Below are 19,937 nucleotides of genomic sequence, written 5' to 3'. Positions count from 1 at the left end.
TCCCCGGGCTATCACAACTCGCGTTAGGCGAGAACACCCAAAGACTGCGCGTAACGCACCGCCTGCACGCGGCTGCTGACCCCGGTCTTGCGGTAAATGTTCTTCAGGTGGTACCGGACGCCATCATCGGTCACCCCGAGGTGAACGGCGATCTCCGAGTTGTGCAGGCCCTCCCGCACTCTCGAGAGCACCTCCAGCTCCCGCATCGAGAAGATCTCCGTGTTCGCCCCGGCTGGCTCGTCCAGCCGCGCAAGGACCGTACCGACCGCCTTCCGGACATCTTCCGAGAGATCCGTGCCCGCCAGTTGCCGGGCGACTGCACGGCTGATGTCCCGATGGCGGACCAGCGGCCGGACAAAGTCCACCTTGTGGGTCAGGTGCAGGAACTCGACCAGCCGGGCCTGCGCCCGTTCCTGCTGTCCGGCACGGTATGCCGCAACCATGGCGAGCGCCAGCCCTCGCATCAGCGTGCGAGTCAGTCCACGCTCCGAGGCCGTCCTGCACAAACCGTCCGCAAGTTCTCCGGCAGCGACCGAATCGCCGCGCTCGGCGAGCAGCCGAATCCGCGCGCACGACAGCAGTTCGACCGTGCGCCACGACTGCCGGTCGAGATCGAGCAGTTCAGGCATGTCGCAAGGCAGCTCACGGTCCCGCCATACCCGTTCGGCCTCGTCCGGGCGCCCGGCTTCCGCCAGGTAGTTCGCGAGCAGCGCCGACAGGTTCTTCGACAGGTTGTCGATTCCCTTCGCGCCTACGTCGCCGACCATCGCCGTCAGACGCTGAATGACGGCTTCCTCATCCTGTTGCTCAAGGGTCAGTTCCGCGCTTACCGCAAACGCCACGGTGTAGATGTCGACCCAGACTTCCCGCAACTCCATCAGGCTCTTGAGGGTTCGCTTCTGAATCGCTCTCGCACGATCACGCTCCAGGTCGAGCTCCGTCGCCAACGCGTCAATGCTCACGCTGAGACAGGAATCCGAAGGAAGGAAGCTCCGGACTCCCTGCCGCGCCCGACGGTACGACTCGACCGCATCCTCCACGCGGCCCTGCGCCATCGCAGACATCCCCTGGTAGATATCAACGATGACCTCGCCGTAGTGCGAGTACTCGTTCAAGTTCTTCCGCGCCTGCAATCCATGCCGCCGACTCTCTTCGAAGTCGGCGTGCTCGTGGCAGGCGATACACAGCCAGATGTGCCGGCAGCCCGCGATGGAGCGTGCGCGTTCATCGTTCTCTGTCATCATCCCGGATTCCGACGAGACGCACCCGGGCTCGATGCTCGGGGCGGGTGGCGCACAGCCTGACTGTATTGCCTGCGCAAAGAGCCCGTCGACGGCCAACGCCTCGTCGTCGCCGCCGTCCCGGTCGCGTGTGAAACCATCGGTTCGCACCGCAACGGCTTCCAACAGCTCATGCGCCTCTTCGAGCTTCGAAGAGAGACGAAGTTGAACGGAGCGGAGGAGTTCGAGACGCGGATACGGATCCGTGACCTTCGACGTAAGGAACCGGCCGGCCGAGACAAGTTGCCCGGCACCCTCCCGCAGCCACAACTGGAAGCACCCGAGGCGTTCGATGAGTTGAGCCAGCAACTGGCCATCACCCGTCGCCTGGGCATGGCGCCATGCCGGCGTGAGATGTCCCCGGCCAATTAGCGCCTGTGCGATCTTCTTGTGCAACCTGCCCTTGCGGGCCTGATCGTCAACCGCCAGCACATTGAGACAGTGCTCTCTGAGCATCGGGTGCAGTCGAACCGCCTCTTCGTTCCGGTCCACGGGTAGCAGCAAGCCGTCCAGGGGCGCCAGCCCCATGATCCGCAGTCGAGCTTCGCTCGATCCCAGGACCTCGTCCACAAGGTCCGCCTCTAGCCAGTCGAACACCGCAAGGTCGAGGAGGAAGGCGCGCTCCTCCGCCGACAGATCCCGCAACAGCCGCACCCCGATGTAGTTGTGCATCAGTACGGTAGCTTCCGCCCCGAGGCCTCCGGCCTCGCGATCCCGCAGGTTCCGGTGGACCAGCAGCGCCACCGGCCAGCCCGCCGTCCCCTCCTCCACCGCCGCCAGCTCGCGCCGTGAGAGTTCGCCACCAAAGAAGCGCGCAATCTCCGGTTTGGTGAATCGAAACTCCTGCGAATTCACCACGATCGCCTCGCCCTCGAGCAGATGCGTCGCCAGCTCAAGACCCGGATCGCCACGGAACGCCACAGCCGCATGCAGATTGGGCGGCAACCGTTTCAACAGCAGGTCGATCAACCGCACGGTGGAGTGCGGCGGTCTATCGACCTCGTCAAGCACCAGCAGGCAAGGCTCCGCGTGCCGTTCAACCGCCCGCGCCAGCATTCCGATCCGGTGCATGGCTGGCGCCGACGACCACGACTCCTGCGCGCCGAGTGAGCTGAGATCCAAGCCCGCATGCTCGAGGGCACTGGCAAGGTAGTCGCCGAACACATCCGGCGTATCGTCATCGTCCAGCGAGACCCATGCGACCACCCGTTCCTGTTCGCGCGCGGCTAAAGCGATGTCCGCCAGAACGGTAGTCTTGCCGAATCCCGCCGGAGCCCGCAGCACGGTAAGGCGACGCTCGAGCAGCCCGTCGAGGCGTTGCAGCAGTCGTGGACGCCGCAGGTACCCGTCCGGCAGGGCCGCCTCGGTCACCTTTGCCTTCAACAGCCAGGATGGAACGATGCTGGACGCGGGCGCTTCGTGGCCGGCTGCTCCGCCGGCATCGGACGCGGCGTGAAACGGCTGCGAGGACAGTAGGGACATTCCGGACGCGCCACCCTGCCCGTGGCGAAGCGGAACGGCCACGGTAGTGTCTACTGCCCTATAGGGTAGGCCATTTTTTCCGTGGTGGACACTACCTCTACCGCATCACCACATGGTGACCGAGCAGTGGAGTCACGCTGAGGCGACGCGGCATGCCATTACCTCACAACCACCCCGCCAATGGAGGCCGCAAGGCGCGACTCCCAGGTCGGGTCGTTCTTCGCTATCCGGCGAGCGTCTTCCGGCTAGGCCGCGGTGGTCACGACAGCGTGTCGAAACGGATGTTGAACCAATCGACGCCGCCGTCTACAAACTGCTCGTCCGCATCCGACGCTTCGATGAACTCGGGGGCTGGTCGGGCGCCACGTCAGGCACTGGGCGCACGGCGGCGCCACGAAACCTGAAAACCTCGTGTTGCTGTGCCGCCGGCATCACCGCGCGGTGCCCGAGGAGGATTTCGGCCTTACGCTCGAGGCCTACGGTGAGCCGCGCTCCACGCAGCCGGCGGTGCACCCGCTGCCAACGGCGTCCGCGCCTCCGGCCTGGACCGGGGTTCCGCTCGCACGGAGCCAGAAGGCAACTGCGTGACAGCGTCGGTTGCCGCATACCCGAAAACCATTACGTGACCGGTCGCGGCGGCCCTCGGAGCCGGAGGCAACAATGGTCGGGCTACTGGTCCTGACCCTGGCCAGCTGCCGGTATCGGTCCGGATGCGACGAGGCGTTTCTGTCGTGCATCGACCAGGGCGGCGAACCCCTCGATCGTGCGCGCGCCAAGCAGGCGCAGATCTCCAGGCTTCGCGAAGACGACTTCGTCAACCGTCTCGAACTCGGCGCTGCGCAAGTACGCGTAACCGACATCACGCGCAATCGTGATGCTGTTCGCCATCACGAACGTCAGTCCCTTCTTGCTCACGCTGATTCCTGCCTCTGCCAAGACCGTTTCCGGCAGCCATGTGTACTCGGAGCCCGTATCCACGATCACCTTCCGGACGTTGACCGGTGGTCGCTTTCTGGTGAGTTCCTGAAGCTCACAGTCGACGGTGAACGCACCCATGATGATTCCATCGTAGCGGAAACCGCCTTCCGCGACGTCCGGTCCGGTAGTGCTACCGTAGCGGTTGAGCGATCATCTTCCGATCGTGTGCGAATTCGGGCCTGCCTGACTACGCCTTCATCGTACGGATGCCGTAGAGCGGTATCCGGGCATCACGCGTGACGATCGCCAGCCCCTCCACCTGCGCCTGAGCGACCAGCATCCGGTCGAACGGGTCGCCGTGATGGGGTGGAAGCGCGCCGGCCTGTTCCGCGTGCAGAAACGTCAGATGCAGCGGCAGGAAACCCTGCTGCCTGACGCCCGCTTCCAGGTCATCCGGCGCGCGGAGTTTTCCGAGTGCCCGCTTCACGGCGATCTCCCAGCCGCTGACCGCGCTGACGAATACATCGTTGTGTTCGTCCTCCAGCGCCTCACGTGTCTCGCGTCTCAGCTTGCGCGGCTCCGTCAGTGACCATAGCAACACGTGCGTGTCCAGTAGCAGGCGCACGATTAGTCCTCTTCGTCGGGGAATATCTTCGAGTTCCAGAAGGCCTCGATGACCTCGGGGGGCGTTTCATCGAAGTCCGGAGCAATCCAGATTCGACCCTCCAGTGCTCCGAGCTTGCGTTGAGCCTTCCGTTCGCGGTACGGCACCAGACGCAGATACGGCTCGCCGGCCCTGGCGATTACGACATCCTCGCCTTCCCAGGCCGCCTTGGCGAGCCGCGAGAGCTGCGACTTCGCCTCGTGCATGTTGACCTTCATTGGCCAGCCTCCAAAAATTAGCTAAGTCGGACTAAGTCTCACATTTCATCCGCAGCCTGTCAACCCTGCGGGCTCCTGCTCCGAACCGCACACTTCCGATAGACTGACCCTCCGCTGCCCGTTCAGCCGGGATGCGTCGCTGTTCGAATGCAGCGGGGGTTTCACCACGGGCTCCTGGGCGTCTGGCCAGTCCATGCAAGTGACACGCAACGCAGTCGCCATCCCCGTGGTCGCCCTGGTCTGGGCCGGCGTAACGATCGGCGGGTCGCTGATTGCCGCCCCGTCCAAGTTCCAGGCGGCTTCGCTGACTCTGGCGCAGACGCTCGAGGTAGGCCGCGCCCAGTTCTTCTGGCTGGGCGTCGCCGAAAGCCTGCTGTGCGCCGCCCTGATCGGGGCCCTGGCGTTACGTCCCGCCAATGCCCGGCTACGGATGGGGGCGCCGATCCTCGTCTTTGGCGTGCAATGGCTCATCGTCATGCCCTTTCTCGACGACCGGACGGTGCGGAGGATTGCCGGCGAACCGGTCGGCGAGAGTCACCTGCACCTGGTCTTCGTCCTGCTGGAGATCCTGAAGGTCGCGATGCTGATCGCGGTCGGGGTGGCCGCGCTGCGGTACACGCGAGACGAGAACGAAACATGGCGCTGACAATCACACAGGTCGACGCGTTCGCCACCAAACCGTTCGAAGGCAACCCGGCCGCGGTCTGCCTGCTGCCCGAACCGGCGGACGCCGGCTGGATGCAGCGGGTGGCGCGCGAGATGAACCTGTCGGAGACAGCGTTCCTCGTGCGCCGAAGCGACGGCGACTTCGATCTACGCTGGTTCACGCCCGGTGTGGAAGTCGACCTTTGCGGCCACGCCACGCTGGCAAGCGCCCATGTGCTGTGGGAATCCGGGCATGCAGCGCCGGACGCACCCTTGGTCTTCCATACGCGCTCGGGCCAATTGGCGGCGTCCCCACGCGACGGCTGGATCGAGATGGACTTCCCCGCGGAACCGGACGAATCGGCGATCGGTCCGGCCTGGCTGGCCGATGCCCTCGGAGCCAAGGCAACTTATGTTGGACGCAACCGCTTCGACTACCTGGTCGAAGTGGACACCGAAGCGACGGTGCGAGGCCTGGCTCCGGATTTGCGACGGATCGCGGAACTCGGCGGGCGCGGGCTCATCGTCACCGCCCGCGCCGAAACCGAGGGGTTCGACTTCGTATCGCGGTTCTTCGCGCCATGCACTGGTATCGACGAAGACCCCGTCACCGGATCCGCCCACTGCTGCCTGGGACCCTACTGGAAGCGCAAGCTCGACCGGGATGCGTTCACGGCGTGGCAGGCATCGGCGCGCGGCGGGCTGGTCAGGGTCACGGTCCGCGGGGACCGCGTCCTGCTGTCGGGTCAGGCGGTCACCGTGATGCGCGGCGAGTTGGTGGCCTGAGGCGCCGAATCCCGCGCCTCAGTCGCAGAGCGCGTTCGCCAGCGCCGTGAAGTCTTCGACAATCAGGTCGGGCTGGTGCGGCGAATCGCCGAAGGGCCGCCGGCGACGATCGATGAACGCCGTACGCATCCCGGACGCCTTGGCCCCGATGCAGTCGAACGTGTGGTTGGCAACGAAAAGCACGCGGGCCGGGTCGAGACCGAGCCGCTTGCACGCCATTGCATAGGTCGCCCGGTGCGGCTTGAAGTAGCCGGCCTCTTCCACCGAGATCACTGCGTCGAAGCCGAATCCGACGTGCGGCTTCGCTGCCTCCAGCATGTCGCGGTCGCCATTGGAGAGAATCGCCAGCCGGTAGTGACGGCGTAGCCGCGAGAGCGCCTCGAGTACGTCGGGGAAAGGCTTCAACCGCTCGATGCAGGCGACCAGCCGGCGCGCGTCGTCGTCGGTGAAGTCGATCCCGGCCCGCCGCATCACCTGCGATACGGCACGCTCCCCGATCCGGCGGTAGGAGGTGTGACCCGCATCGCACAGGGCGTCGATCATCGAGTCCTCGAAGTGCGTCCGCCGCCACCAGGTGACGAAGCGGTGGGGGTCGCCGCGCCACCCCTTCTCCGCCAGGAAAGGCGCGGCCATCTCCGTCAGGCCGCCCTGCATGTCGACGACGGTGCCGTACTGATCGAACATCAGGGCGGCGACCTCCGGGCGTAGCCAGCCCAACTCGTCGGTGGACATCGTGTGCGTATTCTGCCCGCAGCCGGGCCATCGGGTCGAATGCGGGACTGCCTTCTATATGACTAGTGCTATAGTTGTCTCCGTACGGACTCCAGAATGAGCCTTGACCACATCCTGCTCGGCATGCTCGGCAAGCCGGCGAGCGGCTACGACATCAAGCGCGACTTCAGCGAGGGCGCCCGCCACTTCTGGTCGGCCGAATTGAGCCAGATCTATCGGGCCCTGAAGAAGCTGGAGGAACGCCGCTTGCTGCGGAGCTGGCTGGAACCGCCAGCCAAAGGCCCGACGCGGCGCGTTTATCAGCGGACCACCGACGGACGCGAGGAACTGATGCGCTGGCTCACCGCCGGCCCGCAGATGGGCACCGAACGATTCGCCTATATCGCCCAACTGTGCTTCATGCACGAAGTGGACGACCTGGAAGCGACCGGTGATTTCATCCTGGAACTGCGCTCCCGGCTGACCACGTTTTTGGCGCTCTTGCGGCAGGCGGAATCGGATACCGCGGGGGCGGATGGCTCCCGCCTGGAGTCCCTCGGCGCCGAGGACTTTCACGTTTATCTGGCCGTGCGCATGGGCGTACGCTCGCTGCTGGCCAAGATCGACTGGTGCGACGAAGCGCTGGAGCGAATCGAACGCCGGCGGCGGCCCCGCCCCGTCGCCGCCGAGAATGTAGCGGAGCCGACCGAGGCGCTTGGCGGTGGCTGAGACGATTCACGACCTGCTTCGCGGGCTGCACATCTCGACCGGGTTCGTCGGCCTTGCGGCCTTTTGGATCCCGGTCCTTGCGCGAAAGGGCGGCCGCCTGCACGTCGGCGCTGGCCGCGTGTTCGTCTGGTGCGCCTATGTCGTGGCGCTGACTGCGATCGGTTCTACCTTCTGGGCGCTGCTGCATCCGTCGAGCTGGGCCGGCCGGCCCGGTGCGCTGACGTTGGCAGAGGTCCCTGCCAGCGAAATCATGTTCGTCGCCATTCTCGGTTTCCTTGGTCTTCTGCTGCTGGCCGGCGTCGAGTGGGGTCTCCGCGCGACGCGGACGCGCCGCCAGCCGGACCAGTTCGCAGGGTGGCGCCTCCGGGCCCTCAACCTGGCGCAGGTCGCAGCCGGCATGGCGCTAGTCGTCTTCGGCCTGTTCCACGTCGTCCGTAGCAGCGGCGGCCCGTTCCTGATCCCGATGGCGCTGGGAGCCTTCGGCATCGCCGGCTACTTCGAAGATCGCCGATTCCTCGCGAATCCCCGCCCCACGCCAATGGCCTGGTGGTACAAGCACATGGAGACAATGGGAGGAGCGGGAATCGCCTTCCATACCGCTTTCCTCGTCTTCGGCGGTCAACGCCTGTTCGACGGCGCCCTCATGCAGGGCACATGGTCCTTCCTGCCATGGATTCTGCCGGCCGCAGTCGGCATCCCGGCGCTTCATGTCTGGACGCGTTACTACAAACGGAAGTTTGGAGAGCTACCGGAGCAGGTCGCGATGCCAGGCGCACGAACCCGCTAGCAGCCGGCGCCGAGCGCGTCAGGCGGTTTCGATACCGGCCGCCGCCGTCAACTTCAACTCGGCGGTCGAAATCTCGCGCATCTTGTATTTCTGCACCTTGCCGGTGACGGTCAGCGGGAAGCTCTCAACGAACTTCCAGTAGCGCGGGATCTTGTAGGTCGCGATCTCGCCGTGACAGAAGGCGCGCAGCTGCTCCCCGGTCACGGCGGCGCCCGCCTTCAGCCTCACCCACGCCATCACTTCTTCGCCGTACCGGGCCGACGGCACACCGATGACCTGGGCATCCTCGATGTCGGGATGCGTATAGAGGAACTCCTCCACTTCCCGCGGGTAGACGTTCTCGCCCCCGCGGATGATCATGTCCTTGATGCGCCCGACGATCCTGACGTAGCCATCGCCGTCCATGGTCGCGAGATCGCCCGTGTGCATCCAGCGTGCTTCGTCTATCGCCACGGCCGTCGCCTTCGGGTCATCCCAGTAGCCGAGCATGACGCAATAGCCACGCGTGCAGAGCTCCCCGGACGTTCCCCGTGGCACTACCCGGCCGGTCTCCGGATCAATGACCTTGATTTCGGCGTGTGGATGGATGCGGCCCACGCTGGAGACGCGCCTCTCGACCGAGTCGTCGACGCGGGTCTGGGTCGAGACGGGCGACGTCTCGGTCATGCCGTAGCAGATGGTTATCTCGCGGACGTTCATCCGCTCGCGAACCTGCTTCATCACCTCGATCGGGCAGGGCGAGCCGGCCATCACGCCGGTGCGCAGCGACGAGAAATCCGTTCGGTCGAAGTCGGCGTGGTTCAACTGGGCGATGAACATCGTCGGCACGCCGTAGATGGACGTGCACCGTTCTTTCTCGACCGCGGCGAGGGTGGCGGCCGGATCGAAGCCTTCGGACGGCACGACGATGCACGACCCGTGCGACGTGCAGGCGAGGTTACCGATGACCATGCCGAAGCAGTGGTAGAAGGGAACCGGCACCGCGATTCGGTCAGCTTCCGTATAGCCCAGGATCTCGCCGCAGAAGTACCCGTTGTTCAGGATGTTGTGGTGCGAGAGGGTCGCCCCCTTGGGCGCACCGGTCGTGCCCGACGTGTACTGGATGTTGATCGGGTCGTCGAAGCGTAGGCTCGCCTCGCGTTCGGCGAGCGTGGCGTCGTCGACAGCGGCCGATTCCTCGAGCAGCGCGTCCCACCCGTCGTCCAGAACCACCGTTTCGGTCAGTGCCGGACAGCCGGCGCGGACGCTGCCGACAATCGCCGCGTAGTCGGCCGAACGGAACCGCCGGGCGTGCAGGAGGAAGCGGATTCCGGACTGCTTGAGCGCGTACTCCAGCTCGTGAGCCCGGTACGCCGGGTTGACGTTGACGAGTATCGCGCCGATACGGGCGGTCGCATACTGCGTGACGACCCACTCGTAGCGGTTGGGCGCCCAGATCCCGACGCGGTCGCCGCGGGCTATGCCGTGGGCGAGGAGCGCGAGCGCGAGGCGCGTGGTCAGGTCCCAGAGTTGCCGGTAACTGGCCCGAAAGCCCTGGTCGCAAACGACAAGAGCATCGCGCTCGGGGAACCGTTCGACCGTGGCGCGAAGGTTCTCGCCGACGGTCTCGCCCAGCAGGGGCGCGTCGGTTGCGCCGTGCACGTACGAAGATGCGGCCACCGCGCCCGATTATAGTGAGCCGGTAGAATCGGGTTGTATGGACGAGAATCTGCGCACCGCCGTCCGTGACCGGTACGGCGCGGCGGCACGCCAAGCCGCGGCCGAAGCTGATGGCGACGGTGGATCCGCCGGGACATCCTGCTGCGGTTCCGAACCGGTGGAGTTGGTCGACCCCGTAACCGCGAACCTCTACTCCGCCGACGAGACGGGCGGGCTGCCGCACGCTGCCCTGCTGGCGTCGCGGGGATGCGGCAACCCGACCGCCCTTGCCGAACTCTCCCCCGGCGAGGTAGTCCTGGATCTCGGCTCCGGCGGCGGGATCGACGTCCTGCTCTCCGCCCGCCGCGTCGGGCCGGCGGGCAAGGCCTACGGCCTGGACATGACGGACGATATGCTCGAACTGGCGCGGGCGAACCAGGCGAACGCCAGCGTCACGAACGTCGAATTCCTCAGGGGCGAGATCGAGAACATCCCGCTGCCGGACGCCGTTGTGGACGTGATCATCTCGAACTGCGTCATCAACCTCTCCGCCGACAAGCCGCGCGTGCTGGACGAGGCGTTCCGGGTCCTTCGGCCCGGCGGGCGGCTGGCCGTGTCCGACATCGTGGTGCGCGGCGCAGTCGATGGACGTATCCGCGAGAGCGTAGAACTCTGGATCTGCTGCGTGGCGGGAGCCCTTGAAGAAACGCAGTACCGCGACTATCTGGCGACGGCCGGGTTCAGCAACATCGCCATTGAGCCGACCCGGGTCTACGATCTCGAGGAAACCCGCGCGCTCGTAGCCAACCGGACGGAAGACGCGGACAGCATCGCGCGCACCGTGGCCGGACGGTTCATGTCCGCCTTCGTGCGCGCGACGAAGCCCCTGCCGGGGAGCTGACGGCGCCTTCCGCGATGCCCGAAGCTGGTCGTCCGGCCGTCTGGCGGCGGCACCCCGTCCTGGCGGTCGCCCTCCCGTCCATCGTCTCCGCCGTCCTGCTGGCATACCTCGCCGTCGCCCTGGCCGCCGCCGAGACGCTGACGAAACCGCGCCGCCGCGCCCTGGTGTCGTCACCCGCGGCCCTGAACCTGACCTACGAAGACGTAGCGTTCGACAGCCGCGGCGATGGCATTCCCTTGCGCGGCTGGTTCGCCCCGGCCGACGGCAGCGACCGCGTGGTGGTCATCGCGCACGGGCGCAACTCGACCCGCACCGGTGACGACGGCGAGCTGGTGCCCCATGCCGCGGCCCTCGTCGACGCGGGCTTCAACGCGCTGCTGTTCGACTTCCGCGCGCACGGCGAGTCCGGCGGCGTCCGCTACACGCTGGGATGGGCCGAGCAGGGCGACCTGCTGGGCGCGGTCGACCACCTCAAGGCCCGCGGGTTTCGGTCGGAACGCATGGGGTTCTGGGCTCACTCGATGGGCGCCGCCGCGGTCCTGTTGGCATCCGCGGGTTCACCCGACGTCCGCAACATCGTGGCTGACAGCAGCTTCGCCCGGCTCGACGACCTTCTGGCCCGGCAACTGCCCATCGCGAGCGGACTGCCGGGTTTCTTCAATCCGCCCATCCTCTTTTTCACGCGAACGGTGTTCGACGCGGATGCGTCCATCGTCAACCCGGTGGATGTGGTCGCGGGACTCCCACCGGACTCGCTGTTCGTCATTCATGCCGAGGCGGACCGGCTTATCCCGGTCGACCACGCCCACCGCATCGCCGCCGCGGCGGGACCTGCCGTCTACGACCTCTGGATCTTCCCGGGCTCATCCCACGACCGGGTATCGATAGATGCCCCGGACGAGTACCGGGATCGTGTGCTGACGTTCTTCGACGAGAAGCTGCCACCCGGGCTTTCCCCACATCGGGACTGACGCCGACAGACGTCATTCCACCATTGCGTCCAGCCCCATACCGATGGCCCGCGTGAGCTGCGTGAGTTCGTCAGCGTCGATCACGTAGGGCGGCATCAGGTAGATCAGGTCGCTGAACGGCCGGATCCAGACGCCCGCTTCCACGAAGATCCGCTGGAGGGCCGCCACCGGCACGGCAGCGCGCGTCTGCACAACGCCGATCGCCCCGAGCACGCGCACGTCGGCCACCGCGGGATGCGTCGCGTAGCGCCCGAGTTCCGCCGCCAATTGGGTCTCGATGGACGCCACCCGCTCCTCCCACGGCCCTTCGAGGAGCAGTTCGACGCTCCGCTTCGAGACCGCGCAAGCAAGCGGGTTGGCCATGAAGGTGGGCCCGTGCATCAGCACGCCGCCGTCCGCGGAGACCCCCCGGGCAACACGCGTCGTGGCAAGCGTCGCGGCCTGACTGAGGTAGCCGCCGGTCATCGCCTTCCCGAGGCAGAGGACGTCCGGCGCCACGCCGGCGTGCTCGCAGGCGAACATCCGGCCGGTGCGCCCGAAACCGGTGGCAATCTCGTCCAGGATCAGCAGCACGTCGAACCGGTCGCAGAGCGTCCTGACGTGTCGCAGGTACGCGGCGTCATAGAACCACATGCCGCCCGCCCCCTGCACGATCGGCTCGAGCACGACCGCGGCAATCTCGGCGTGATGTTCCTCGAGGATGCGCCGGATACCCGCCTCGTCGTCCGGGTGAAGCGGCTCTCCCGGACGGGTTCTGGGCCGGTCGGCAAACCGGTGATCGGGCAGGATGCCGCGAAAGCGTTCGTGCATGCCGGTTACGGGATCGCAGACGCCCATGGCGCCGAGAGTGTCGCCGTGGTAGCCGCCCCGAATGGTCGCGAACCGCCGCTTCCCGGGGTGCCCCTGCGCGTGCCAGTGCTGAAGCGCCATCTTGAGTGCCACTTCCACCGCGACCGAACCGGAATCGCAGAAGAACACGTGCTGCAGGCCGGGCGGAGTCAACTCGATCAGCAGCCGCGCCAGCTCGATCGCCGGTTCGTGGGTGAGGCCGCCAAACATGACGTGCGCGGTGTCGTCGAGCTGCTGCCGCATGACGGCGTTGAGAGCGGGATGGTTGTAGCCGTGGATGGCGCACCACCATGACGCCATGCCATCGATCAGTTCGCGGCCGTCCGCGAGCCGGATGCGCACGCCTTCGGCGGACACCGCCTGATACACCGGCAGTGGATCGACCATCGACGTGTAGGGGTGCCAGATGTGGCGCCGGTCGAACGCTAGGGAATCGGTCACGGGCGCGCGCCCGTATCTACTGCTCGACCAGCGGAAGAAAGATCGAGATTCGATCGTCCACGCCGACGGCCCGGGAGATATGGCCCTGGCCGGTCGTATCCTCCGCGAGGAGGATGTGGCCCGGGTGGAGGCGGATGACTGATCCGTCGCCGATCTCCACCTCGCTTTCGCCTGCAAGGGTAATCACGTACTGGCGGCGGGGCGCGGTGTGCCAGTCGATGAAGTAGTCGGGCGACGTGCGGCGGAACTGGACGCTGGCGACGTCGACGGGGTCGGAGAGCTCGGTGGCGCCGCGCTGTGAGGTGAGCGGCACGTCGTACTCTTCGGCGTGCGTCTTGCCGTCGTCTCCGGTGTAGATGCGCGTGACGCGGATCGGCGTGCGCTCCTGGGCGTGCAATGCTCCGTCGGCGATTCCGTTGTTGCCGCCGGAGGCGGCCAGGCCCAGCAAGAAACCGGCGCCAAGACAGAGGACGGGAAGCCAGGCGACGGTGAACGCGCGGTGCAGAAAGGTCGTGGTCATCGGTCCTGCTCCTGCTCCTGTTGAACGGTCTGAACGCTACCGGAGGTCCTGGAAGAAGGCGCGGATGTCGTCGGTGAGGAGCTCCGGCTGCTCAAGCGCGGCGAAGTGTCCGCCTTCGGGCATTTCGGTCCAGCGTGTGACGTTGTGCGACGCCTCCACCCATGCGCGCGGCGGGAGGAAGATCTCCCCAGGGAAGATGGCGCAGCCGACCGGCACCTCGATGTAGCCGGTTCCACGGGGCGCCCTCCGCGACTCGTAGTAGATACGCGTCGACGACGTCATCGTCTGGGTCGCCCAGTAAATGGTGATGTTCGTCAGCAACTCGTCCTTCGTGAAGCGGCTCTCGACATCCGCGTTGCAGTCGCACCAGGTGTGGAACTTCTCGACGATCCAGGCGGCGAGACCGGCCGGGGAGTCGTTCAGCCCGTAACCGAGCGTCTGCGGCTTGGTTCCCTGCAGGTTCAGGTAGGCCTGCTCACCCTGCCAGAACTCGTTCCTCGCCTGGAACCGGGCCATTTCCTCCGGCGGCACGCCTTCCGTCGGGTCGGCGCCAGGCGGCGGACCCGCGGTAACCATGTTGATGTGAACGCCCACGACCCGATCCGGATGCTGCGCCGCCTGCCAGCGGCTGATGATGCTCCCCCAGTCGCCACCCTGGACGCCGTAGCGTTCGTAGCCGAGCCGTTCCACGAGTTCTCCGATGATCTCCGCCATCTTCTCCGGGTGATAGCCCCGTTCGGTCGGCTTGTCGGAGAAGCCGTAACCCGGAATCGAGGGCGCAATCACGTGGAACGCGTCGGCCGCGTCGCCGCCGTGCGCGGTCGGGTCGGTCAGCGGCCCGATGATCTTGTGGAACTCCAGAATCGAGCCGGGCCAGCCGTGCGTGATGACGAGCGGCAGTGCATCCTCATGAGGCGACCGCTGATGGATGAAGTGGATGTCGAGGCCGTCGATCGTCGTGCGGTACTGATCGAACTGGTTCAGCATCGTCTCCTGGGCGCGCCAGTCGAATTCATCACGCCAGTAGGTGAGCAACTCCTCCAGATAGGCGCGCTCCGTGCCGTAGTCCCAGCCCGTGCCGGGCAGTTGATCGGGCAGCCGCGTCTGCTCCAGGCGCAGTCGGAGGTCGTCCAGGACTGCGGCCGGCACGTCGATCGTGAACGGGCGGATGGCCTCGGGGTCGCCGGTCGTGTTGGCGGGAAGTTCCATGGCGGGTGGGGGTCCAGACGGTGTTTCGCCCGTTGGCGGCGGCCCGGAAGCACACGCGGCGGCGATGGAGGCGACGAGCAAAAGGCCGGCATACCGGCGAATGCCGGCCTGGAGGCCGACGCATCGGCCGGCGCACCGAGGGGCGTACCATGAATGCATGTTGTCTTACCTCAACCCCCGGTAGAACGCCCGGACGTCCTCCGTCAGCAGGTCCGGCTGCTCCAGGGCGGCGAAGTGTCCCCCCTCGGGCATCTCGGTCCAATGCACCAGGTTGTACGCCGCCTCGGCCCACGCGCGGGGCGGGATGGTGATTTCCTTCGGAAAAATGGCGCCGCCGACCGGCGTCTCGATGTAGCCGGTGCCGCGGCGCGGCGCGCGGCGTGACTCGTAGTAGATTCGCGTCGACGACGTGATCGTCTGCGTCACCCAGTAGATGGTGACGTTCGTCAGCAGCTCGTCCTTCGTGAAGCGGCTTTCTACGTCACCGTTGCAGTCGCACCAGGTGTGGAACTTCTCGACAATCCAGGCGGCGAGGCCGGCCGGCGAATCGTTCAGCCCGTAGCCGAGGGACTGCGGTTTCGTCCCCTGCACGTTGCTGTAGCCCCGCTCGTCCGCGAAGGCTTCCTGGCGCTCGCGCGTCCGGGCCAGCTCGTCCGGCGGCACGCCCGCCTCCGGGTCGTCCACGTCGGGGCGTGGCGCCGACACCATGTTCAGGTGGACGCCCACCACCCGGTCCGGGTGGTGGACCGCCTGCCAGCGGCTGATGCTGCTCCCCCAGTCGCCGCCCTGCGCGCCCCACCGCTCGTAGCCAAGCCGCCCCATCAGCTTGCCGAACAGCTCGGCCATCTTCTCCGGGTGGTAGCCGGGCTCGGCCGGCTTGTCGGAAAAGCCGTATCCGGGGATCGACGGTGCGACGACATGGAACGCGTCGGCCGCATCGCCGCCGTACGCGGTCGGATCGGTGAGCGGCCCGATGATCTTGTGGAACTCCATGACCGAGCCGGGCCAGCCGTGGGTGATGAGGAGCGGGAGGGCGTCCTCGTGGGGAGACCGCTGATGAATGAAGTGGATGTCGAGACCGTCGATCGTGGTGAGGTACTGATCGAACTCGTTCAGCATCGATTCCTGGACGCGCCAGTCGAATTCATCACGCCAGTAGACGAGCAACTCGTCCAGATAGGAGCGCTCCGTGCCGTAGTCCCAGCCCGTGCCCGGTAGCTGATCGGGCAGGCGGGTGCGGTGGAGACGTGCCTGGAGGTCGTCGAGCACGGCGTCGGGAACGTCGATCGTGAACGGACGGATCGCTTCCGGATCGCCGGTGGTGTTCTCTGGGAGCTCCATCGCGGGCGGGGGGCCGGAGCCGGCGGCGGGGACCGGCGGCGGTTGGCCGGCGCATGCCGTGGCGAGCGCCGTGATAATCAGAATGCCGGCGCAATGGAGAATGCCGGCCTGGAGGCCGGCGCACCGGTCGGTGAGCGAAGCTTCTGTATTCTTCATGGTCCTGGGAGAACGCCCTGCGTGGAGAGGGCGATGCGATAGAGGCCGGTCCGCGCCGTCATATAGAGCGTACGCCCGTCGTCGCCCCAGCCGACGTTGGCCGGCACCTCGTCCGGCATGATCGTGCCGAGGTGGCTGCCGTCCGGCGCGAAGACCCAGACGCCTCCCGGGCCGGTGGCGAAGAGGTGACCCGCGCGGTCAACCTTCAGGCCGTCGGCCCCGCCCTCGGCCGTCTGATCGTTCACGTCGTAGAAGATGCGGCCGTTGCTCGCGCCGTTCTCGTCCAGGTCGTACGCGAACCAGACCTTCTGGTTCTCGTCGGAGTTGGCAACGTACAGGACCGATTCATCGGGTGAGAGGGCGATGCCGTTCGGGCGGCTCTGATCCCGCACCAGAAGCTCCAGTTCGCCGTCCGGGTGGAGGCGGTAAACGCCGTTGAAGTCCAGCTCGCGCAGTGGCGACTCCTCCAGACCCTCCAGCCCGTAGGGCGGATCCGTGAAGTAGAGCGATCCGTCCGAGCCGTACGCCGCGTCGTTCGGACTGTTGAGGCGGCTACCCTCGAAGTTGTCCACCAGCGTGGTCCGCGTGCCGTCCGGCTCGAGCCGCGAGATGCGCCGGTTGCCATGCTCGCAGATGACTACGCGGCCCTCGGCGTCGAGCGTGAGTCCGTTCGACGAGAGCGACCGGAGCCCCTCCGCATCGCCTTCGAAGACCGGATCGATGAAGGGGCTGGCGCCTGCCTCTTCCGACCACTCATGGATGGCGTTGGCCCGGACATCGGAGAACAGAAGGCGTGACTCGCTCCGGATCCAAACCGGCCCCTCGGTGAAGACGTAGCCGTCCGCCAGTTTCTCGATCTGCGCGCCGGTCGGCACCAGCGCGTCAAGACGCGAGTCGACCCGCAGAATGCTGCCCGCGCCGGCGGGTTCGGTCACCGGCGCGCCGTCGGCCGACTCCTCCATCGCGGGTGCCGGTTCGCCCCCTCCGCCCCCGCCGCAGGCCGCACCCGCCGCCACGCTCAACGCCGCCAGCGTCACAAGCAGCGTTGTCCTCTTCGTTGTGCTGTCGTCAGGCATGTCGTTAACTCCCGTCCCTAGAACATGGCTCTAGCTGTTCCCGTTCGCTGTCGCCGCTGCCTTGGCCCGCCGGAGTGCGGGCACCAGTTGCCGCTCGAGCAGCCTGTCCAGCTCCCGCCGGTGCGTACGCCGACCGTCTCCGGGATTCGGCGACGACGTGGCCACGATCACGCTGTCCAGGTCCGGAACGACAAATATGAACTGACCGCCGTAGCCCCACGCGTAGTACGCGGGGTGTCCGCCCAACAGGCGCATCCACCAGCCGTAGCCGTACTGACGCCGGCTGTAGCGGGACGCGGTACGAGGCGTGAACGACTCCCGCACCCACTCGGGCGACACTACCTCGAACCCGTCAACTGATCCGCCGCGCCGGTAGAGGTCGCCCACTGCCATCATCGCGCGCGGCGTCATGGTCATCTCGTTGCCGCCAAAATAGACGCCCTGCGGGTCGCGCAACCAGGCCGGCAGCGTGATGCCGAGGGGCCGCGCGAGGTAGCGGCGCCCGTACTCCAGCGTGCTCATGCCCGTGGCGCGGGTCAGGATGGCTGAGAGCAGGTGCGTGCTCCCGGTGCTGTAGATCATCCGCCCGCCGGGCTGGTCCACCATCGGCCGTGTCAGCACGTGCCGCACCCAGTTGCGGCTCTGCACCCACCGGCCGTAGTTCCGGTTCGAGGTGGTCTCGAGGCCGGCTCGCATCGTCAGCAGGTCCTCTACCGTGATCGACCGCCTCGGCGCCTCGGCGCCGGCCAGCTCTTCCGGGAAGAAATCGACAATGGGCTGACCGACGCTCCGGATGTCGCCCCGGTTGATGGCGATCCCCACCAGGACCGAGATGATCGACTTCGACGCCGACTTCAGGTTGGCAACGGTCCGCTCGCTCGTGCCGTTGAAGTAATGCTCTTCAATCAGCTCGCCGTCGACCGACATGAGCAGGCTGCGGAGGCGGGGCAACTCCCCGGCACGATCGACGATCGCATCCCGAGCCTCCGCCGCCAGGGATGGCAGCCCAGGTATCGTCCGCGTCTCGGCGGCCGAAAGGACGAGGCCGCCAACCGCCAGAGCGGCCGACAGTGCCGCCGCAGGAAACGCCGAGCCTCGCGTCATGAACATAGACCGAGAAGGGGCGATTATATCTCCGCCCCGGCGGATCGCACCTAAGACGGACGGCGCGAACGGACTGGACTATGCCGTCGCGGCTTCGGGACGCTCGGTGAGCCGCCGATATACGTCAAGGGCGCGGCGGGCCATCACCTCGGCGGTGTAGTGCTCACGAGTGGCGGCGGCGCCACGCGTGGCAAGCTCGCGGCGCGAATCGCCATCTTCGTGGAGACACCGGAGTGTCTCCGTCAGGGCGTCGATATCGTCCGGGGGAATCAATACGCCGCCGCCCGTGCGCTCGAGCAGCTCGACATAGGTGCCGCGGCGGGCCGCGACGACCGGCGTGCCGCAGGCCATAGCTTCGATCAGCGACAGTCCCTTCGGGTCGTCGTAGGTAGCGGGGACGGCAAACAGATCGAGGCGGCCAAGAAACGCTACCTTGTCCTCGAGCTCCAGAACGCCGCGGTAGTGCACGGCGTCGCCCAGGCCCCGCTCACGGACCGATGCGAGGATGCCGTCGAGATAGCCACGGTGCTCGGGGCCGACCCAGCCGGCCAGCTCGAGGCGGCTGCCCTCCAGCTGACCATCGGAGCGCAGGCGGTGATAGGCATCGGCGAGCAGGTGCACTCCCTTTTCCGGCGCGATGCGTCCCAGATAGCCGATAGTGAACGGCGCATCGCCCTTCTCGCCGCGATCCTGCGGCGGATAGTTGTCGGCGGTGATGCCCAACGGCACAACGTCGATCTTCGCTCCCGGAATCTGCAGGTATTCCGCCATATGGCCAGCGTAGTAGTCGCTCACCGCGATGAAACGATCGACCGCCTGCGCGTGCTGCCGGATCAACGCCAGGGCGCGGCTGTGGTAAGGCTCGACCAGGTGGTCGAGGAAGATGTCCTCTCCCTGCAGCGTGCAGCAAATGGGACGGTCGAGGGCGGCGCGCAGCTCCGGCGCCAGCGAAATCAGCAGCGAGTACGAAATGTCGACGACATCGGGACGCGGTTCGGTGCGAAGCCAGTGAAGCAGCTTGTCGAATTCCTTGCGCTGGTGGCCGTGGCGACCCTCCAGCATGGAAACTGTGAGCGCGCCGAGCGCCTCCGGCTGCGTCGGCATCCCCAACTTCGACACGAGCCGCAGGAGCCAGCGTGAATCCCAGAGACGATCGACCAGCCACGGCGTCCCCCGGAAGAAACCGGCCTGCTGCTCCAGGAACACGCTGACGCCGCCGAAGAAGATGCGACGTCCGCTGCTGGCGCTGGGTTCGTCGGTGCGGGGAGGCGTGTAGAGCGGAACCAGAATCGGCTCGTGACCCAGCCGCGTGAGCGCTTGCGCCAGCGTGTTGTCGCGGATGCAACTGCCGCAATACATGCCGCCTGCGCCCGCGGTCAGGGTCAGGATCCGCATACTAAAGTCTTACGTCGTGCTATTAATATGAGGCACGCGCCAAGCCTCCGCATATTAACTGCATCGCCATGTGCATTTAATATGCACGCTGCGCCGAAACCATCGCACGTCGGTCC

Annotated in this window: 20 protein-coding genes; 7 read left to right on the top strand and 13 right to left on the bottom strand. The window is 66.6% G+C overall.

Going from position 1 to position 19,937, the window contains the following annotated elements; translation table 11 throughout:
• Positions 1-23: 23 nt before the first annotated feature.
• Positions 24-2,762 carry a hypothetical protein gene (locus F4Y45_07570; protein MXY24365.1) on the bottom strand — a complete coding sequence of 913 codons (2,739 nt, stop codon included), beginning with the start codon at positions 2,760-2,762 and terminating at the stop codon, positions 24-26.
• Positions 2,763-3,113: 351 nt separating this feature from the next.
• On the opposite strand from F4Y45_07570, the gene F4Y45_07565 reads away from it, so the two are divergent.
• A complete protein-coding gene (locus F4Y45_07565; protein MXY24364.1) occupies positions 3,114-3,350 on the top strand; it encodes an HNH endonuclease in 237 nt (78 codons plus the stop codon).
• An 81-nt stretch (positions 3,351-3,431) separates the two neighbouring features.
• On the opposite strand, the gene F4Y45_07560 is transcribed toward F4Y45_07565, so the two are convergent.
• The 3 genes from F4Y45_07560 to F4Y45_07550 all read right to left on the bottom strand — a co-directional run bounded on the left by F4Y45_07560 (position 3,432) and on the right by F4Y45_07550 (position 4,550).
• A complete protein-coding gene (locus F4Y45_07560) occupies positions 3,432-3,818 on the bottom strand; it encodes a hypothetical protein (GenBank protein ID MXY24363.1) in 387 nt (128 codons plus the stop codon).
• A gap of 109 nt (positions 3,819-3,927) precedes the next feature.
• Positions 3,928-4,308 carry a type II toxin-antitoxin system VapC family toxin gene (locus tag F4Y45_07555; protein ID MXY24362.1) on the bottom strand — a complete coding sequence of 127 codons (381 nt, stop codon included), beginning with the start codon at positions 4,306-4,308 and terminating at the stop codon, positions 3,928-3,930.
• A complete protein-coding gene (locus F4Y45_07550) occupies positions 4,308-4,550 on the bottom strand; it encodes a type II toxin-antitoxin system prevent-host-death family antitoxin (GenBank protein MXY24361.1) in 243 nt (80 codons plus the stop codon). Before F4Y45_07550 ends, F4Y45_07555 begins: the two co-directional genes overlap by 1 nt.
• A 205-nt stretch (positions 4,551-4,755) precedes the next feature.
• Between F4Y45_07550 and F4Y45_07545 the strand changes: the two genes are divergently transcribed.
• Complete coding sequence (locus F4Y45_07545) at positions 4,756-5,208, top strand: hypothetical protein (protein ID MXY24360.1); 453 nt, start codon at positions 4,756-4,758, stop codon at positions 5,206-5,208.
• On the top strand, positions 5,199-5,993 hold the full coding sequence (locus F4Y45_07540) for a PhzF family phenazine biosynthesis protein (protein MXY24359.1): 795 nt from the start codon (positions 5,199-5,201) through the stop codon (positions 5,991-5,993). The genes F4Y45_07545 and F4Y45_07540 overlap by 10 nt, the downstream gene beginning before the upstream one ends.
• An 18-nt stretch (positions 5,994-6,011) precedes the next feature.
• On the opposite strand, the gene F4Y45_07535 is transcribed toward F4Y45_07540, so the two are convergent.
• Positions 6,012-6,725 (bottom strand): haloacid dehalogenase type II, encoded by a 714-nt coding sequence (locus tag F4Y45_07535; GenBank protein MXY24358.1) that lies wholly within the window; start codon positions 6,723-6,725, stop codon positions 6,012-6,014.
• A gap of 96 nt (positions 6,726-6,821) precedes the next feature.
• Here F4Y45_07535 and F4Y45_07530 point away from each other — a divergent pair, with 96 nt between their 5' ends.
• Together F4Y45_07530 and F4Y45_07525 are read left to right on the top strand one after the other, a co-directional pair.
• Positions 6,822-7,433, top strand: a complete 612-nt coding sequence (locus F4Y45_07530) for a PadR family transcriptional regulator (GenBank protein MXY24357.1) — start codon at positions 6,822-6,824, stop codon at positions 7,431-7,433.
• The gene (locus F4Y45_07525) at positions 7,426-8,220 is read left to right on the top strand and encodes a hypothetical protein (GenBank protein ID MXY24356.1); all 795 of its coding nucleotides are present in this window, start codon (positions 7,426-7,428) and stop codon (positions 8,218-8,220) included. Before F4Y45_07530 ends, F4Y45_07525 begins: the two co-directional genes overlap by 8 nt.
• An 18-nt stretch (positions 8,221-8,238) precedes the next feature.
• Here F4Y45_07525 and F4Y45_07520 read toward each other — a convergent pair whose 3' ends face one another.
• Positions 8,239-9,879 (bottom strand): AMP-binding protein, encoded by a 1,641-nt coding sequence (locus F4Y45_07520; GenBank protein MXY24355.1) that lies wholly within the window; start codon positions 9,877-9,879, stop codon positions 8,239-8,241.
• A 37-nt stretch (positions 9,880-9,916) separates the two neighbouring features.
• Between F4Y45_07520 and arsM the strand changes: the two genes are divergently transcribed.
• Positions 9,917-10,759: an arsenite methyltransferase gene (gene arsM / locus F4Y45_07515; GenBank protein ID MXY24354.1), complete on the top strand. Its 843-nt coding sequence runs from the start codon at positions 9,917-9,919 to the stop codon at positions 10,757-10,759.
• A gap of 14 nt (positions 10,760-10,773) precedes the next feature.
• Positions 10,774-11,730, top strand: a complete 957-nt coding sequence (locus F4Y45_07510) for an alpha/beta hydrolase (protein MXY24353.1) — start codon at positions 10,774-10,776, stop codon at positions 11,728-11,730.
• A 12-nt stretch (positions 11,731-11,742) separates the two neighbouring features.
• Here F4Y45_07510 and bioA read toward each other — a convergent pair whose 3' ends face one another.
• From bioA to F4Y45_07475, 7 genes are all read right to left on the bottom strand, one after another.
• Positions 11,743-13,020, bottom strand: coding sequence for an adenosylmethionine--8-amino-7-oxononanoate transaminase (gene bioA, locus F4Y45_07505; protein ID MXY24352.1), 1,278 nt, complete (start codon positions 13,018-13,020; stop codon positions 11,743-11,745).
• Positions 13,021-13,036: 16 nt separating this feature from the next.
• Positions 13,037-13,393 (bottom strand): hypothetical protein, encoded by a 357-nt coding sequence (locus F4Y45_07500; GenBank protein ID MXY24351.1) that lies wholly within the window; start codon positions 13,391-13,393, stop codon positions 13,037-13,039.
• 183 nt (positions 13,394-13,576) lie between these two features.
• Complete coding sequence (locus tag F4Y45_07495) at positions 13,577-14,749, bottom strand: epoxide hydrolase 1 (GenBank protein MXY24350.1); 1,173 nt, start codon at positions 14,747-14,749, stop codon at positions 13,577-13,579.
• A 165-nt stretch (positions 14,750-14,914) separates the two neighbouring features.
• Complete coding sequence (locus tag F4Y45_07490) at positions 14,915-16,090, bottom strand: epoxide hydrolase 1 (protein ID MXY24349.1); 1,176 nt, start codon at positions 16,088-16,090, stop codon at positions 14,915-14,917.
• 152 nt (positions 16,091-16,242) lie between these two features.
• Complete coding sequence (locus F4Y45_07485; GenBank protein MXY24348.1) at positions 16,243-17,208, bottom strand: SMP-30/gluconolactonase/LRE family protein; 966 nt, start codon at positions 17,206-17,208, stop codon at positions 16,243-16,245.
• 144 nt (positions 17,209-17,352) lie between these two features.
• Entirely contained in the window at positions 17,353-18,249 is an 897-nt protein-coding gene (locus tag F4Y45_07480; GenBank protein ID MXY24347.1) for a serine hydrolase, read from the bottom strand.
• A 255-nt stretch (positions 18,250-18,504) separates the two neighbouring features.
• A complete protein-coding gene (locus F4Y45_07475; protein ID MXY24346.1) occupies positions 18,505-19,821 on the bottom strand; it encodes a glycosyltransferase family 4 protein in 1,317 nt (438 codons plus the stop codon).
• Positions 19,822-19,937: the final 116 nt, after the last annotated feature.

This window comes from Acidobacteriota bacterium, from assembly GCA_009838525.1.
Taxonomy (GTDB): Bacteria; Acidobacteriota; Vicinamibacteria; order Vicinamibacterales; family UBA8438; genus VXRJ01.
This window is presented reverse-complemented; position numbering and strand designations above follow the sequence as displayed.